Origin of the sequence: Rhodococcus sp. WB9, from assembly GCF_007558985.1 — a bacterium.
Taxonomy (GTDB): domain Bacteria; phylum Actinomycetota; class Actinomycetes; order Mycobacteriales; family Mycobacteriaceae; genus Rhodococcus_F; species Rhodococcus_F opacus.
Map to the genome: position 1 here is coordinate 803,032 of NZ_CP041769.1, position 15,664 is coordinate 818,695.

Below are 15,664 nucleotides of genomic sequence, written 5' to 3' on the forward strand. Positions count from 1 at the left end.
TCTGGTTGTTCCAACTACCAGAAAGGCGCACGGGCTACGCCTATAGTTCTTGCATGGCGAAAGCCGTGCTGCTGTCCAGGACGGCCCGGATCCGGCTGCCGAAGCAGGATCTGTGGTCGTTCCTCGCCGATACCGATCGGCTCAACCGCAACATCGATCTGTCACCGGTGCACTTCGCTCCGATGCCGGACCGGCGGCGCACGGGGCACTATTTGGCGGAGACCCGTTCGTACGGGCGGCGGGTGCGGTACGAGGAGTTCCCGTTCGAGTGGATCGAGGGCCGCTTCTACCAGGTCCTTCGTCGGTTCTCTCGCGGTCCGCTCGCGGAGGTCTCCACGGGTGTCCGGCTTCGCCCGGTCGCCGACGAGACCGACGTCGAGGTGTTCGCCCGGATCGTCCCGCGGACCTGGTTCGGGTCGATCGTGGCGCGAACCCTGCTGGCGCGCACGGGAATACGGAAAACGGTGGCGCTCGCACGCGCGTTGGAACTCCACGTTCGCGACCCGCAGACGCACGCCGTGCCCGCGCTGCCGCCGCCGGAGCAACTCGACGCCGGCCGGCTGGAACTCCGCACAGCACAGCTGTCCCGATCGCACGATGCCCCGAATCTCATCGGGCGCTTGGCATCCCACCTGCGGACCGCCTCCGACCTGGAGGTGACGGGCATGCGGCCGTTCGAGCTGGCGGACCGCTGGGGTGTCGATCGGATGCAGCTGCTGTACGTCTTCCTCCACGCCGCGGACTGTGGACTGCTGGACCTGAGCTGGAGCGTGCTGTGCCCCGTCTGCCGGACCGTCCGTGAGGACGCCGGCCAGATGTCACAGTTGGCGAGCCGCGTCCACTGCGACACGTGCGACATCGCCTTCGACACCGACCTGGCGCGGTCGGTGGAGATCCGCTTCGACGTCAACCCGGCCGTTCGCCGGGCGGAACGGGCCCGGTACTGCATCGGTGGTCCGGCGAATTCACCGTCGGCGGTGGCTCAGCTGCGGCTCGAGCCGGGTGAGCAGCGTTCCGAGCGGATCGAACTCGACCCGGGGTGGCTGCGGCTCCGGTGCTATCAGGTGGGCTCTCCGGTGGCCTGCGAGGTCGGCCCGGCCGGTGGAACGCTGCGGGTCGAGTGCGGGCCGGGCGACCTCCGGGTGCGGAGTTCACCCGACACCGGCGGAGCGATCCGGCTGGAGGTCGACAACCGGCTCCCCGGCGAAGCGCTGGTGGTGGTCGAGCGGGAGCGGTGGAAGGATGCCGCGGCGACCGGCGCGCTCGTCACGTCGCTCGACGGTTTCCAGGACCTGTTCCCGGACCAGGGGGTAGCGCCCGGCGACGAGATCGGGATCGCGAACCTGGCGGTGCTGTTCACGGATCTGAGCGGCTCGACTGCCCTGTACGAGCGCATCGGGGACGTCCGGGCGTTCGCGTTCGTGCAGAGCCATTTCCGCTACCTGCGTGACGCCGTGGTGCGCGAGAACGGCGGCGTCGTGAAGCAGATGGGCGACGCGGTCATGGCGACGTTCGCGGACGCGCGGGAGGCCTGGTCGGCGGCGGCGTCGATGCAGTCCGGCTGGGACGACTTCCGTCGCGGGCACCTCGGCGGCGACGACTCGGTGGCGTTGAAAGTCGGGCTGCACCAGGGGCCCGCGGTGATGATCGACAACGACGGCCGGATCGACTACTTCGGCGCGACCGTCAACCTGGCGGCGCGGGTGCAGGGTTGTGCGGCGGGCGGCGACATCGTCCTGTCCCGGGCCGTTCACGACGACCCCGAGGTGGCACCGCTGCTGGCGGAATCGGACTACCGGTGCGACGTTTTCACGACCGGTCTGAAGGGAATCGGCGAGGAACAGACGCTGTGGCGGCTTCGCCGCCCGTGAGTGGTTGAGGAGTGCAGGGACTCGTCAACCACTCACGGGGCGCGGATCGCCCTACTTGCCGCGGATCGCGTCGAAGACCTTGGGGTCGACGAGCGTGGAGGTGTCGCCGAGGTCGCGGCCTTCGGCGATGTCCTTGAGCAGGCGTCGCATGATCTTGCCGGACCTGGTCTTCGGGAGTTCGGGGACGATCGTGATCTGGCGGGGCTTGGCGATCGGGCTGATCTCCCGGGATACTTCGGCCTTGAGTTCGGCGATGAGGGTGTCGCCGGTGTTCTCCACACCTTCGCGGAGGATGACGAACGCGACGATGCCCTGGCCGGTGGTGTCGTCGGCGGCGCCGACGACGGCGGCCTCGGCGACACCGTGGTGCCCGACGAGGGCGGATTCGACCTCGGAGGTGGAGATGCGGTGCCCGGAGACGTTCATGACGTCGTCCACGCGGCCGAGCACCCACAGGGCGCCGTCCTCGTCGTACTTGGCGCCGTCGCCGGCGAAGTACCAGCCCTGCTCGGGGTAGCGGGACCAGTAGGTTTCGCGGTAGCGGTCCATGTCGCCCCAGATGCCGCGGAGCATCGCCGGCCACGGCTTGTCGAGCACGAGGTAGCCGGAGCCGCCGGCGCCGAGTTCGTTGGCGTCGTCGTCGACGATCTTCGCGGAGATGCCGGGCAGCGGTGCCATCGCGGATCCGGGCTTGGTGGCGGTGATCCCGGGAAGCGGGGAGATCATGATGGCGCCGGTCTCGGTCTGCCACCAGGTGTCGACGATCGGGGCCGTGTTCCCGCCGATCACCTCGCGGAACCACTTCCAGGCCTCGGGGTTGATCGGTTCGCCCACCGAGCCGAGGAGCCGGATCGAGGACAGGTCGTGGGCGTCGGGAATGTCCCTGCCCCACTTCATGAAGGTGCGCACCAGGGTGGGTGCGGTGTAGTAGATGCTGACGCCGTACTTCTCGATGATCTGGAAGTGGCGGTGCTCGTCGGGGGAGTTCGGGGTGCCCTCGTAGACCACCTGGGTGACACCGTTCGAGAGTGGCCCGTAGACGATGTAGCTGTGGCCGGTGACCCAGCCGATGTCGGCGGTGCACCAGTACACGTCCTCGCCGGCCTTGTGGTCGAACACGTTGTGGTGGGTGTACGACGCCTGGGTGAGGTAACCGCCCGAGGTGTGGATGATGCCCTTGGGCTTTCCGGTGGTGCCGGAGGTGTACAGGATGAACAGCGGGTGCTCGGAGTCGAACGGCTGCGCCTGATGGGTGTCGGACGCCTTTTCGACGGTCTCGTGCCACCACAGGTCACGACCCTCGGTGGTGTCGACGTCGATGCCGGTGCGCTTGACGACGAGCACGTTCTTGACGGATGCGGCGCCGTCCACGGCTTCGTCGACGGCGGGCTTGAGGGGTGCGGCCTGGCCGCGGCGCCACTGTCCGTCGACGGTGACGACGAGCTTGGCTTCGGCGTCGTCGATGCGCGAGCGCAGGGCGCTGGCGGAGAAGCCGGCGAACACCACCGAGTGGGTCAGGCCGAGGCGGGCGCAGGCGAGCATGGTGACGATGGCCTCGGGGATCATCGGCATGTAGATCGCGACGCGGTCGCCGGCGACGAGTCCGAGGTCTGTGAAGGTGTTGGCGGCCTTGCTGACTTCGGCGAGCAGGTCGTTATAGGTCAGGTCGCGGGTGTCGCCCGGTTCGCCTTCGAAGTGGATGGCGACGCGGTCGCCGTTGCCGGCGAGGACGTGGCGGTCGACGCAGTTGTAGGCGACGTTGAGCCGTCCGTTCACGAACCACTTCGTGACGGGCGCGTCGGACCAGTCGAGAACCTCGGAGAAGGGGGCGTGCCAGTGCAGGCGCTCGGCCTGCTTCGCCCAGAATGCGAGACGGTCTTCGTCGGCGGCAGCCTGAAGCTCGGGGCCGGCGTTCGCCGTTGCGGTGAACTCGGGGCTCGGCGGATACACCTGCGGGACGGAATCAGAATGTTCCGACTTCTCCGTCGCTCCGCTCGCCTGTGCTGCACTGGTCATTGTGGCCCGGCCTTCTTTCCAGTCTCGAATTCGGCACTTCTAGCACGTGTGAGGGTAGTCACATGGTCTCCCGAGCGCACCGTTGCAGAGGGTTGCATGCCCATATTCTGCGACGATCGGTCGGCTGGACGCGACGGACGGCGACCGGGTGCGACGAGTGGAGACCCCTGCGCCGACGATGTTTCGATCAGGTGCCGATTGCACGAGTTTCGCCCGTCGTGGCTACACAGATTGAAACCTTGACTTATCGTCATCCCATCATTCGGGCTGCGCCCGGAGCCGCTGCCCGGAACCACGCAGATCTGGGAGGAACGCTTTGCGCATCACACGTGTGGCAACCGCCGTTGTGGCGGTCGGCCTGGCAGCAGGGATGCTGTCCGCCTGCTCGTCCGGTGATTCGACGAGCGGGGGTGGTAGCGGAATCGTCAACGCCTGGGCAAGTGAACCGCAGAATCCGTTGATTCCCACCAATACCAGCGAGAATCAGGGCGGCCGCGTCGTCGACTCACTGTTCGCGGGCCTCGTTTCCTACGACGCCGACGGCGGGGTGAACAACGAGGTCGCCGAGTCGATCGAGACGACGGACGGCAAGAACTTCACCGTGAAGCTGAAGGACGGCTGGACGTTCACCGACGGCACGCCGGTCACGGCGGCCTCGTTCGTCGACGCCTGGAATTACGGCGCGCTGTCCACGAATGCGCAGATTCAGGCGTCCTTCTTCGACCCGATCCAGGGCTACGACGAGGTGGCTGCAGAGAACCCGACGGTGCAGACCATGTCGGGACTGAAAGTGGTCGACGACTCCACGTTCACTATCGAACTGAAACAGCCCGAGTCGGCCTTCCCGGACCGCCTCGGGTTCGCCGCGTACTACCCGTTGCCTGCGGTCGCGTACCAGGACATGGCGGCGTTCGGTGAGAATCCCGTCGGCAACGGTCCGTACATGATGTCCGGCCCCGGAGCGTGGCAGCACAACGTCCGGATCGACACCGTCGTGAACCCCGACTACAACGGCAACCGTAAGCCGAAGAACGCCGGCGTCGACTTCGTCATGTACAACAGCCTCGACACGGCGTACACGGATCTGCTCGCGGGCAACGTCGACGTTCTCGACCAGGTGCCGCCGAGCGCGGTCACGACGTTCGAGACCGACCTGCCGGGCCGCACCGTGAACCAGCCGTCCGCGACCATCGAGACGTTCACGATCCCGGGCCGGCTGCCGCACTTCAGCGGTGAGGAGGGCACGCTGCGCCGCCAGGCCATTTCGATGGCGATCAACCGCGACCAGATCACCCAGCAGATCTACAACAACACCCGCACCCCCGCGCTCGACTTCACCAGCCCCGCCATCGAGGGCTGGTCGGATTCGCTCGTCGGCAACGGCAACCTGAAGTACGACCCGGAGACGGCGAAGCGGCTGTGGGCCCAGGCCGACGCCATCGCCCCGTGGTCGGGCAGTTTCGAGATCGCGTACAACGGCGACGGCGGCCACAAGGAATGGGTCGACGCCACCGCCAACAACATCCGCAACACCCTCGGTATCGACGCGAAGGGCAAGGAGTACCCCACGTTCGCGCAGATTCGCACCGAGGCCACCAACCGCACCATCCCCAGCGCGTTCCGTTCGGGGTGGCAGGGTGACTACCCGCAGCAGTACGGCTTCCTCGCGCAGAACTACCAGACCGGCGGCAGCTCCAACGACGGCGACTACTCGAACCCCGAGTTCGACCGGCTTCTGCGTGCCTCCGCGGGTGAGGTCGATCCCGACAAGGCCCAGCAACTGCTGAACCAGGCGCAGGAAGTGCTCTTGCGTGACCTGCCTGCCGTCCCGACGTGGTACCGCAACGCCGCCAGCGGCTGGTCGGAGAACGTGTCGAACGTGGTCATCGACTGGAAGGGCATCCCGATGTACTCCGACATCGAGAAGAACTGACGCACCGGAGATTCTTCGAGACGGGTGGGGCCGCGAGCTGTCAGTTCGCGGCCCCGCTCGGGAGTACGAGCCGAGGCTACGGATTCCTGACGTCACTGCTCCCGACGAATAGGAGGTGATCCGATGCTCTGGTACGTCGGTCGCCGTTTGCTCCAGATGATCCCGGTGTTCCTCGGGGCCACGTTCCTGATCTACGCGATGGTGTTCCTGCTGCCCGGAGACCCGATTGCCGCGCTGGCCGGCGACAAGGCACTCAGCCCCGCGGTGGCGGCCCAACTCCGTGAGCGATACCACCTCGACGAGCCGTTCCTGACGCAGTACCTCCTGTATCTGAAGGGCATCTTCACCCTCGACTTCGGTACGTCCTTCTCCGGCCGCCCCGTCAGTGAGGTTCTGGCGCAGGCATTCCCGATCACCATCAAGTTGTCCCTGATGGCGCTCGCCATCGAGGGGATCTTCGGAATCGGCTTCGGCCTGTGGGCCGGACTCCGCAAGGGCGGCATCTTCGACAGTTCCGTCCTCCTCGTGAGCCTGGTGATCATCGCGATCCCGATCTTCGTCATCGGCTTCCTGGCCCAATTCTTCGTCGGCGTGAAATGGGGGTTGGTGCCGCCGACGGTCGGGGGCAACACCAGTTTCAAGAATCTTCTGCTGCCCGCGTTCGTCCTCGGGTCGGTGTCGTTCGCGTACGTTCTCCGGCTCACCCGGACGTCGGTCGCCGAGAACCTCACCGCCGACTACGTGAGAACCGCGACGGCCAAGGGTCTTTCGCGGCGCCGCGTGGTGCAGGTGCACGTGCTGCGGAATTCGCTGATCCCGGTGGTCACGTTCCTCGGCGCCGACCTCGCGACCCTGATGGGCGGCGCGATCGTCACGGAGGGCATCTTCAACATCAACGGTGTCGGCGGCACGATCTATCAGGCGGTCACCCGGGGTGAGGCGCCGACGGTGGTGTCCTTCGTGACGGTGCTGATCGTCATCTATCTGCTCGCCAACCTGCTCGTCGACCTCCTGTACGCCGCGCTCGACCCGAGGATTCGCTATGTCTGAGAAAGTGGAGAACGAGTCGCCTCGGACGGGCGACCGGAAGACCCGTCAGGCGCATTTCGTGGCACCCGAAGAAGTGGCGGCGCCGGGGGAGACCGACGCCGTCCACATCGACCAGCCGCCGACGAGCATGTGGTCGGATGCGTGGCGGGACCTCCGCAAACGTCCGCTGTTCCTGGTCGCCACGGTGATCATCGTCGTGGTGATTGCCGTGGCAGGCTTCCCTGGTCTGTTCACCGGCACCGACCCCAGGTTCTGCGATCTCGCGTTCAGCATGCAGGGTCCGTCGGCGGGGCACTGGTTCGGATTCGACAAGCAGGGCTGCGACATCTACTCCCGCACGATCTACGGGGCCCGGGCGTCGGTGCTGGTGGGTGTCGGTGTCACGTCGATCGTGCTCGTCGTGGGCGTGGTGTTCGGTGCGGTCGCCGGGTTCTACGGCGGCTGGGCCGACTCGCTGCTGTCCCGGATCGCCGATATCTTCTTCGGCATCCCGCTCATCCTCGCCGCGATCGTCCTGATGCAGCTGTTCGCCGACCGCACCATCTGGACGCTGATCGTCGTCCTGGCGCTGTTCGGGTGGCCTCAGATGGCGAGAATTGCTCGTGGCGCGGTGATCTCGGCGAAGAACAACGACTACGTGATGGCGTCGCGGGCGCTCGGTGTGTCGAACGTGCGCACCCTCGTCCGGCACGTGCTGCCGAACTCCCTCGCCCCGATCATCGTGATCGCGACCATCTCGCTCGGCACCTACATCGTGGCCGAGGCGACGCTGTCGTTCCTGGGCATCGGGCTGCCGTCCACCGAGATCTCGTGGGGCGGAGACATCAGCACGGCCCAGGTCACGCTGCGTCAGGGGTCACCGATCCTGTTCTACCCGGCAACCGCGCTGGCGATCACGGTGCTCGGTTTCATCATGATGGGCGACGCTCTGCGGGACGCGCTCGATCCCAAGGCCCGGAAGAGGTGAGCGCGGTGCCCACGAACGAATCGGCCGGACTGCAGAATTCGGCCGACGAGGTGCCGTTGCTCGAGATCCGGGACCTGGAGGTGTCGTTCCAGTCGCATTCCGGGCTCGTGCCCGCGGTGCGCGGTGTCAGCCTCACGGTGTATCCGGGGCAGACGGTGGCGATCGTCGGTGAGTCCGGTTCGGGTAAGTCCACGACCGCGCACGCGATCATCAACCTGCTGCCCGGGACCGGCAAGGTGACCGGCGGTCAGATCCTGTTCGAGGGGCAGGACCTCGCGGAGGCGTCCGAGCGCGAGTTCGTCGCGCTGCGCGGTCAGAAGATCGGGCTCGTCCCGCAGGACCCGATGTCCAACCTCAACCCGGTGTGGAAGGTCGGCTTCCAGATCGAGGAGGCGTTGGAAGCCAACGGGATCGAGAAGGGCAAGGCCGCGAAGGCGCGTGCTGCCGAGCTGCTCGAGGAGGCCGGACTCGCCGACGCCGAGGACCGCCTGGGCCAGTATCCGCACGAGTTCTCCGGCGGCATGCGCCAGCGCGCCCTCATCGCAATCGGGCTGTCGGCCCGCCCGCAACTGCTGATCGCGGACGAGCCGACGTCGGCCCTCGATGTCACGGTCCAACGCCAGATCCTCGACCATCTCGACGGTCTCACCAACGAGCTGGGCACCGCGGTCCTGCTCATCACCCACGACCTCGGCCTGGCCGCCGAGCGGGCCGAGCACCTGATCGTCATGAGCAAGGGGCGGGTGGTCGAGGCCGGGCCGGCATTGGAGATCCTGCAGCGGCCGCGCCACCCGTACACCCGGAAGTTGGTGGCGGCGGCGCCGTCGCTGGCGTCGCAACGCCGGAGTTCTTCGCTGGCCCGGGCGGACGTCCGGGAGCACGCCCTGGAGGTGGTCGGCGAGGCCGAACAGCACGGCGAGATCGGCGTCGAGTTCGGCAAGGCCACCGACGACGTGGTCGTGGCCACCGGGCTGACCAAGATGTTCAAGCTCCGGCACGGGCTGCGGAAGTCCACCGACTTCACCGCCGTCGACGACGTTTCGTTCGCGGTCCGCCGCGGGACGACCACGGCCATCGTCGGCGAGTCGGGGTCGGGTAAGTCGACGGTCGCGCAGATGGTCCTCGGGCTTCTCGCGCCGACGTCGGGGAATGTCGTTTTCGACGGCAAGGACGTCGCGACGCTGGACCGCCGGGAGACGCTCGCGTTCCGTCGCCGGGTGCAGCCGATCTTCCAGAATCCGTACGGCACGCTCGACCCGATGTACTCGATCTTCCGCACCGTCGAGGAGCCTCTGCGCACCCACAAGGTGGGGACGAAGGTGGAGCGGGAAGCGCGGGTACGCGACCTGCTGGACAAGGTGGCGCTGCCGGCTTCGGTGATGCGGAGGTTCCCGAACGAGCTGTCCGGTGGCCAGCGGCAGCGGGTGGCGATCGCCCGGGCGCTGGCGCTGCAGCCGGAGATGGTGGTGTGCGACGAGGCGGTGTCGGCGCTCGACGTGCTGGTCCAGGATCAGATCCTGACCCTGCTGAACGACCTGCAGGCAGAGCTGGGGTTGACGTACCTGTTCATCACCCACGACCTGGCGGTGGTGCGGCAGATCGCCGACGACGTGCTCGTCATGTCCACCGGCGCGATCGTGGAGAAAGCGACCACGGACGAGGTCTTCACGTCCCCGCGGGAGGAGTACACGCGGAAGCTGCTGGATGCGATTCCCGGCGGATCGATCCGGCTCGGCGCCTGACGCGGGACCGCGCCGGGTAGCGTTCCGGTATGTGAGCGACCCGTTGCAGCCCCTCGTCGACCTTCCCGGCGTCCGTGAAGCCGCGGACCGTGCGCGCGACGCGCTCGGTGCGGTTCACCGTCACAAGACCAACCGGCGCGGCTGGCCGACCACGGCGGCCGAGGCGGCGGTCCGGGCGGCCCGCGCCTCGGCGTCGCTGGACGGCGGCAGCACCGAGTTACCCGCGCCCGGCGAGGCCGGCGACCCGATTCTGTCGGGGGCGCTGCGGGTCGGGCAGGCCCTCGACGGTGACGCCCTCACCCTTCTGCAGTCCACCTGGCAGCGGGCACCCCTGCAAGCGCTCGCGCGGCTGCATCTGCTGGCCGCGGCCGATCTCGTGGAGGATCAGGAATCGCTCGGCAGGCCGCGTGCCGGGTCCGGCGTCGCGGAGCGGCTCGACGGTCTCGCCCAGCTCGTGACGGGGGGAACGGCTGCGCCCGCGCCGGTACTGGCGGCCGTGGTGCACGGGGAATTGTTGACGCTGAAGCCGTTCGGAGTCGGCGACGGTATCGTCGCGCGCGCCGCGTCACGTCTGGTTTCCGTGGCGAGCGGGCTCGATCCGCACAACCTCGGGGTCCCGGAGGTCAGCTGGTTGCGGCGGCAGCAGGCGTACCGCAACGGGGCTGCCGCGTTCGCGTCGGGCGAGCCGGAGGGTGTCGGCAGTTGGGTCGTCCTCTGCTGCGGCGCTCTGGAGGCCGGAGCGCGGGAGGCCACGTCGATCGCGGAGGCCGCAGCGAGTTAGCCGAAATATCTTGCGCTACAAGAAGTTCCCGAACATGTGAAACGGGCGGCGCTGCCGACTGCTGTCGACTTCGCCGCCCGTTAGCACGGACAACCGGTTACCAAGCGTGCAATGTGGGTTGTGTGGGTGGCCTCGGCGAGAGTCCGAATATCGTCGGGTCGTCCTTGCAACCTGTGCAGGGTCCTTGCCGGTGAAGACTCGAGTCTCGCAGGCCCACAACGCTTCTGCCCTTATAGTGGCTTATGCTTCGCGTGGGTACCTAGTGCCCGTGCTGGGAATCCTGGTCGGGAGATCGATCCTTCTCTTCTGGGTCGACCTTGGCCTTCCGTTCTTCCGTAACTCCTTTGTACCCCGTGACCCCCCTCACAGCAAGTATCAAATTCGGTTTGTGACCGTGTCGCGGGTTGCGGCGGTCAGCGCTTGCGGCGCAACACTCCATACGTGAATGCGCCCGCGACCAGGGCCCCGACGCTCACCGCCGCCGTGGTCGCGACGGTGGTGGCGGACGGCGCCTGGAGGCGTGCCCGGAGGGAGACTGGATTCGAGAAAGTCAATATGGGCCAACCGTTTCCGGCCGCGGCCTTCCGCAACGCCCGGTCCGGGTTGACCGCAGTCGGGTGGCCGACCGCGGTCAGCATCGGGAGATCGGTCACGGAGTCGGAGTAGGCGTAGCATGCCGACAGGTCGTAGTGGTATTCGTCGGCCAGTTGCCGCATCGCGTCCACTTTGCCTTCGCCGTAGCAGTAGAACTCCACCTCGCCCGTGTAGAGCCCGTCCGCGACCGCCATGCGGGTGGCAGTGCTGCGCGTGGCCCCGAGTGCTTCGGCGATCGGCGCCACCACCTCCTCGCCCGACGCCGAGACCACGATGACGTCGTGGCCGCGCAGCTTGTGGTCTGCGATGAGGTCGGCGGCCTCGGCGAACACCAGGGGGTCCACGATGTCGTGGAGGGTTTCGGCGACCACGGACCGGACCTGGTCCACGTTCCAGCCCGCGCACATGCTCGTGAGGTAGGCGCGCATCCGCTCCATCTGATCGTGGTCCGCGCCCGACAGCAGGAACAGGAACTGCGCGTAACTGCTCTTGAGGACCGATCGGCGGTTGATCAGGCCCTGGTCGAAGAACGGTCTGCTGAACGCGAGGGTGCTGGATTTCGCGATGATCGTCTTGTCGAGGTCGAAGAATGCGGCAACCCGACCTGTCTCGGTGTGTCGACCTGTCTTGGCACTGCTCTGTGGCTTCACGGTCACAATTCCCAAGGATATGCGGACTTCGGGTCGGGTGGGGGTTCGTATGAACGGCCTGAGGAAGGGTCTTTCGGCACTATCGACACGACGGAACGTTCAACAGTTGAACTTGCAAATACTGATCGGGGGAGGTGTAGTATTGCTGATGTCCGGATTTGATCCGGGCGATGTTCAGCCCGACCCCCCGGGGCTGAACACTGACGACCCTCGCCTCCTCCCCCCCTGGCGAGGGTCGTCCTCTGTCTGCGGCAAGTGTGCGCCGCCTCTCTCGAATCGGACAAAAATTGGTGCGGTAGTACCAGTTTTTATCCACAGGGCCGAAGTTGTCCACAGTTCGAGCCGAGCCCCTTCCGGCGGTCGCCGGCAGCGGGCACGCTCGCTGCATGGACGCAGAAGGCGGGGGTGAAGTGCTGGTTCTGGTCGACGACCCGGCGCTGTTGCACAGCATCAGGCGCGTGGCGGCAGCGGCCGACCGGGCACTGAACGAGGTCGACGTCGCCGACGCCCGGCACGTCTGGGGGAGTGCCCCGATCGTCGTGCTCGACGCACGCGCAGCCGCCGCGTGCCGTAACCGGCTCCCACGCCGGCGCCGTGTGGTGCTGCTGTGCGACGGGCCGCCGGGCATCGACGAGTGGCGGATCGCGACCGCGGTCGGTGCGGAACACGTGCTCGCGGTGCCCGAGGACGAGTCGGCGCTGGTCGCGGTGCTCGGCGAACAACCTCAGCGTCCCGAGGCGGACGGCACCGTCGTCGCTGTCGTCGGCGGATGTGGCGGGGCGGGTGCCTCCACGCTGGCCGCGGCGACAGCCCTCGCCGCGGCGTCGCGACCGCGGCCCACGCTTCTGCTCGACACCGACTCGTGGGGCTCCGGACTCGACGTCCTGCTGGGCATCGAGGACGTGCCCGGACTGCGGTGGTCGGGTCTGTCGATCGAGGGTGGCCGGATCTCCTCGGGCGCGCTGAGGGATGCACTCCCCGCTTGTGGCGAGTGGCTGCGGGTGCTCGCCTGCAGCAGGACGGGGCACGGTGCCGGCCCGACAGCGGCCGCGGTCCGTGCGGTCACCGACGCCGGCCGCCATGCGGGCGATCTGGTCGTGTGCGACGTGTCCCGGTTCCCCGGCCCGGCCACGGAGACCGTCCTCGAACTCGCCGATCTGGTGGTCCTCGTCGTGCCCGCCACCGTCCGGGCCTGCATCGCCGCGGGAAAGGTGTCGCAGTGGATCACCGAGAGGAACCCCAACCAGGGACTCGTGGTTCGCGGCCCGGCACCCGGTGGGCTCCGCGGCGCCGACGTGGCGGAGGTTCTCGACCTGCCGCTGATCGCGTCGATGCGCGCCGAGCGCGCGCTCACCGGAATGCTCGAACACGGCGGCCTCAGGCCGGGCCGGCGCTCCCCGCTGGGCGCCGCGGCCGAGGCGGTCCTCGACACGGTCGGCAGCAGACCGCGGTCGCGGGAGTGGGCGGCATGAGTTCCCTCGTCACCCCCGACCTCCTCGACCGTGTGCGCGAACGTCTCGCGCACACGTCCGGCGAGCCGACACCGGCCACGGTCGCCGCTGCCATCCGCACCGAGTCCGGTGGCGTGCTCGGCGACACCGACCTGCTCGGGGCGCTGCGGGTGCTCATGACCGAACTCACCGGCGCCGGCCCGCTCGAGTCGTTGCTGACGGAACCCGGAGTCGCGGACGTGCTCGTCACCGCGCCCGACCGCGTGTGGGTCGACCGAGGCCGCGGCCTCGAACGCGCGGCTGTCCGGTTCACCGACGAGGCGGCGGTGCGCAGGCTCGCGCAACGTCTCGCGCTGTCTGCCGGACGCCGCCTCGACGACGCTCAGCCGTGGGTCGACGGAAGGCTGCGGGACGTCGGAAACGGCTCGTTCGGTGTGCGGCTGCATGCCGTCCTCGCTCCCGTGGCTCAGGGCGGAACCTGCCTGTCGCTGCGGGTGCTGCGCCCGGCGACCCAGGGGCTCGGGGCGCTCGTCGCGAGCGGTGCCGTGGCGGAGGCGGCCCACGACCTGCTGGTGACGATCGTGCACGCGCGGCTCGCCTTCCTGGTCACGGGCGGTACCGGCGCAGGCAAGACCACGCTGCTGGCCGCGTTGCTGGGTGCGGTGGACCCGGCGGAACGGATCGTGTGCGTGGAGGACGCCGCGGAACTGGCGCCGACGCACCCGCACGTGGTCCGGCTCGTGGCTCGGGCACCCAACGTGGAGGGCGTGGGTGAGGTGACGGTCCGGGACCTCGTCCGTCAATCCCTGCGGATGCGCCCCGATCGGATCGTCGTCGGCGAGGTTCGCGGCGCCGAGGTCGTCGACCTGCTGACGGCGCTCAACACGGGTCACGACGGCGGTGCCGGGACGGTGCATGCCAACTCGCCCGAGGAGGTTCCGGCGCGGCTCGAAGCGCTTGCGGCACTGGGTGGAATGGACCGCTCGGCGTTGCACAGCCAGCTGGCCGCCGCGGTCCAGGTGGTTCTGCACGTCCACCGGGCTTCGAGCGGGGCGCGGCGGCTGACGCAGATCGGTGTCGTCACTCGCGACGAGTACGGGCACGTCACGATCGTGCCCGCCTGGAACCACGACACGGGTGAGGGTCCGGCGGTGGACCGGCTCCACCGCTTGTGTTCTCGTCGTGGAGCGGAGGATTCGGGGACGGAGGTGCCGTCGTGATCGCCGGTCTGGTGGTGCTCGCCTGCGCAGTGCTGACTGTGCCGTCCGCGAGGTCGCGGCCGCGGTTGCTCGCGGTCACGGGCAGGGAAGGTCCGCGCCGCCGGTTGCGTCTGCCCTGGGTGGTTCCGGCGGCGCTCGCCGGTATCCCGATCGTGTACGAACTGGGCGGACTGTGGGCGGTCCTCGCCGCGACGATCGTCTGTGCAACAGTGCGTTTCAGATCGGTGCGACGCAGTGCGGCGAAAGCGAAGGACGCCGATCTGGGTGTCGTACTGTCGAGTCTCGAGGTGGTGACGGCGGAACTTCGGGTGGGCGCCCATCCGGCTGCCGCATGCCAGACGGCGGCCGACGAAGCGGCAGGCAGTGTGTCGGCGGCATTCCGGGCCGCGTCGGCGCGCTCGCGGCTCGGAGGATCGGCCGCCGACGGGTTCCGGATCGCGGATTCCCGTGTCGGTACCGAGTTGGGGCGGATCGCCGATATCTGGGCGGTGGCCGACGCGCACGGTCTCGCGCTGGCGGAACTGCTCGAAGCGGCACGGACGGACCTGTTGGGACGCAGTCGCTTCCGTCAGCGAACGGAGGCGTCGCTGGCCGGGGCGAGGGCGACGGCGACCGTACTGGCCGGGCTGCCGCTCCTGGGTGTCGGTCTCGGTCAGATGATGGGGGCGGCCCCTCTGACGGTGCTGTTCGGCGGCGGTGTGGGTGGCATCCTGTTGCTGATCGGTGCGGGGCTGGTGTGCGCGGGCCTGTTGTGGACCGACCGGATCACCGGACGGGTGACGGGATGATCTGGTGTGCGGTACTTCTCCTCGCCTGCGCCGTGCTGGTGCTACCCGCACCCAGATCGCCGGTGCAGCGACTGCGCGCCGACGGCGTCGGCCCGGGTGATGCGGCGTCCGCGGTGGACGAGGGCGCGCGCCGCGAGGACCCGCTCGCGATCGCCGCGGCCTTCGACCTGCTGGCAGCGTGCCTGCGCGCCGGACTGCCCGTCGCGACCGCGGCGCAGGCCGTGTCGCGGTCGGCGCCCGCGCCGTTGTCGGAATCGCTTCGCCGCGCCGCGGACCTGCTGTCGCTGGGGGCGGATGCGGCGACCGCATGGGAGGCGGCGGCGTCGGACCCCGCCACCGAATCCCTTGCCCGCATGGCGCGCCGGTCGGCCGCATCGGGATCGTCGCTCGCCGGTTCCATGACGGAACTCGCCGCCGACGGCCGAGTCCAGGTCGAACACCTGGCGGCGGCGTCGGCCGAACGCGCGGGCGTGCTCATCAGCGGTCCTCTCGGGCTGTGCTTTCTTCCGGCATTCCTCTGTCTCGGCATCATCCCGGTCGTCGTCGGGCTGGCCTCGCGGGTGCTGGACGGCGGGCTGTTGTGACACATCGACACTTCCGG

At 68.4% G+C, this 15,664-nt stretch carries 12 protein-coding genes; 10 read left to right on the forward strand and 2 right to left on the reverse strand.

What is annotated here, in order from left to right; translation table 11 throughout:
* Positions 1-53 precede the first annotated feature (53 nt).
* Positions 54-1,871, forward strand: a complete 1,818-nt coding sequence (locus FND50_RS03880; RefSeq protein WP_144284807.1) for an adenylate/guanylate cyclase domain-containing protein — start codon at positions 54-56, stop codon at positions 1,869-1,871.
* A 51-nt stretch (positions 1,872-1,922) separates the two neighbouring features.
* Here FND50_RS03880 and acs read toward each other — a convergent pair whose 3' ends face one another.
* Complete coding sequence (acs, locus tag FND50_RS03885) at positions 1,923-3,887, reverse strand: acetate--CoA ligase (protein WP_144284808.1); 1,965 nt, start codon at positions 3,885-3,887, stop codon at positions 1,923-1,925.
* Positions 3,888-4,203: 316 nt separating this feature from the next.
* Here acs and FND50_RS03890 point away from each other — a divergent pair, with 316 nt between their 5' ends.
* The 5 genes from FND50_RS03890 (at position 4,204) to FND50_RS03910 (ending at position 10,360) form a co-directional block, all read left to right on the forward strand.
* Positions 4,204-5,820, forward strand: coding sequence for an ABC transporter substrate-binding protein (locus FND50_RS03890; RefSeq protein ID WP_144284809.1), 1,617 nt, complete (start codon positions 4,204-4,206; stop codon positions 5,818-5,820).
* 123 nt (positions 5,821-5,943) lie between these two features.
* Positions 5,944-6,870 (forward strand): ABC transporter permease, encoded by a 927-nt coding sequence (locus FND50_RS03895; protein WP_005248477.1) that lies wholly within the window; start codon positions 5,944-5,946, stop codon positions 6,868-6,870.
* Entirely contained in the window at positions 6,863-7,837 is a 975-nt protein-coding gene (locus FND50_RS03900) for an ABC transporter permease (RefSeq protein WP_043787389.1), read from the forward strand. Before FND50_RS03895 ends, FND50_RS03900 begins: the two co-directional genes overlap by 8 nt.
* The gene (locus tag FND50_RS03905; RefSeq protein WP_144284810.1) at positions 7,834-9,579 is read left to right on the forward strand and encodes an ABC transporter ATP-binding protein; all 1,746 of its coding nucleotides are present in this window, start codon (positions 7,834-7,836) and stop codon (positions 9,577-9,579) included. Before FND50_RS03900 ends, FND50_RS03905 begins: the two co-directional genes overlap by 4 nt.
* Positions 9,580-9,610: 31 nt before the next feature.
* A complete protein-coding gene (locus tag FND50_RS03910; RefSeq protein ID WP_005256119.1) occupies positions 9,611-10,360 on the forward strand; it encodes a hypothetical protein in 750 nt (249 codons plus the stop codon).
* Positions 10,361-10,773: 413 nt separating this feature from the next.
* Here the strand turns inward: FND50_RS03910 and FND50_RS03915 are convergent, their stop codons facing one another.
* Positions 10,774-11,610, reverse strand: coding sequence for an HAD-IB family hydrolase (locus tag FND50_RS03915; protein WP_144284811.1), 837 nt, complete (start codon positions 11,608-11,610; stop codon positions 10,774-10,776).
* Positions 11,611-11,990: 380 nt separating this feature from the next.
* Here FND50_RS03915 and ssd point away from each other — a divergent pair, with 380 nt between their 5' ends.
* From ssd to FND50_RS03940, 4 genes are read left to right on the forward strand one after another with little or no spacing between them, the layout of a single operon-like run.
* On the forward strand, positions 11,991-13,076 hold the full coding sequence (gene ssd / locus FND50_RS03925) for a septum site-determining protein Ssd (RefSeq protein WP_144284813.1): 1,086 nt from the start codon (positions 11,991-11,993) through the stop codon (positions 13,074-13,076).
* A complete protein-coding gene (locus FND50_RS03930) occupies positions 13,073-14,275 on the forward strand; it encodes a TadA family conjugal transfer-associated ATPase (protein ID WP_144284814.1) in 1,203 nt (400 codons plus the stop codon). Before ssd ends, FND50_RS03930 begins: the two co-directional genes overlap by 4 nt.
* A complete protein-coding gene (locus FND50_RS03935; protein WP_260850893.1) occupies positions 14,272-15,063 on the forward strand; it encodes a type II secretion system F family protein in 792 nt (263 codons plus the stop codon). The genes FND50_RS03930 and FND50_RS03935 overlap by 4 nt, the downstream gene beginning before the upstream one ends.
* Positions 15,060-15,647 (forward strand): type II secretion system F family protein, encoded by a 588-nt coding sequence (locus FND50_RS03940; RefSeq protein WP_007298524.1) that lies wholly within the window; start codon positions 15,060-15,062, stop codon positions 15,645-15,647. Before FND50_RS03935 ends, FND50_RS03940 begins: the two co-directional genes overlap by 4 nt.
* Positions 15,648-15,664 lie beyond the last annotated feature (17 nt).

Excerpts from the sequence above, each read along its gene's own strand:
- FND50_RS03880 (WP_144284807.1), top strand. The coding sequence starts at position 54 with ATGGCGAAAGCCGTGCTGCTGTCCAGGACGGCCCGGATCCGGCTGCCG.
- acs (WP_144284808.1), bottom strand. The coding sequence starts at position 3,887 with ATGACCAGTGCAGCACAGGCGAGCGGAGCGACGGAGAAGTCGGAACAT.
- FND50_RS03895 (WP_005248477.1), top strand. The coding sequence starts at position 5,944 with ATGCTCTGGTACGTCGGTCGCCGTTTGCTCCAGATGATCCCGGTGTTC.
- FND50_RS03900 (WP_043787389.1), top strand. The coding sequence starts at position 6,863 with ATGTCTGAGAAAGTGGAGAACGAGTCGCCTCGGACGGGCGACCGGAAG.
- ssd (WP_144284813.1), top strand. The coding sequence starts at position 11,991 with ATGGACGCAGAAGGCGGGGGTGAAGTGCTGGTTCTGGTCGACGACCCG.
- FND50_RS03930 (WP_144284814.1), top strand. The coding sequence starts at position 13,073 with ATGAGTTCCCTCGTCACCCCCGACCTCCTCGACCGTGTGCGCGAACGT.
- FND50_RS03940 (WP_007298524.1), top strand. The coding sequence starts at position 15,060 with ATGATCTGGTGTGCGGTACTTCTCCTCGCCTGCGCCGTGCTGGTGCTA.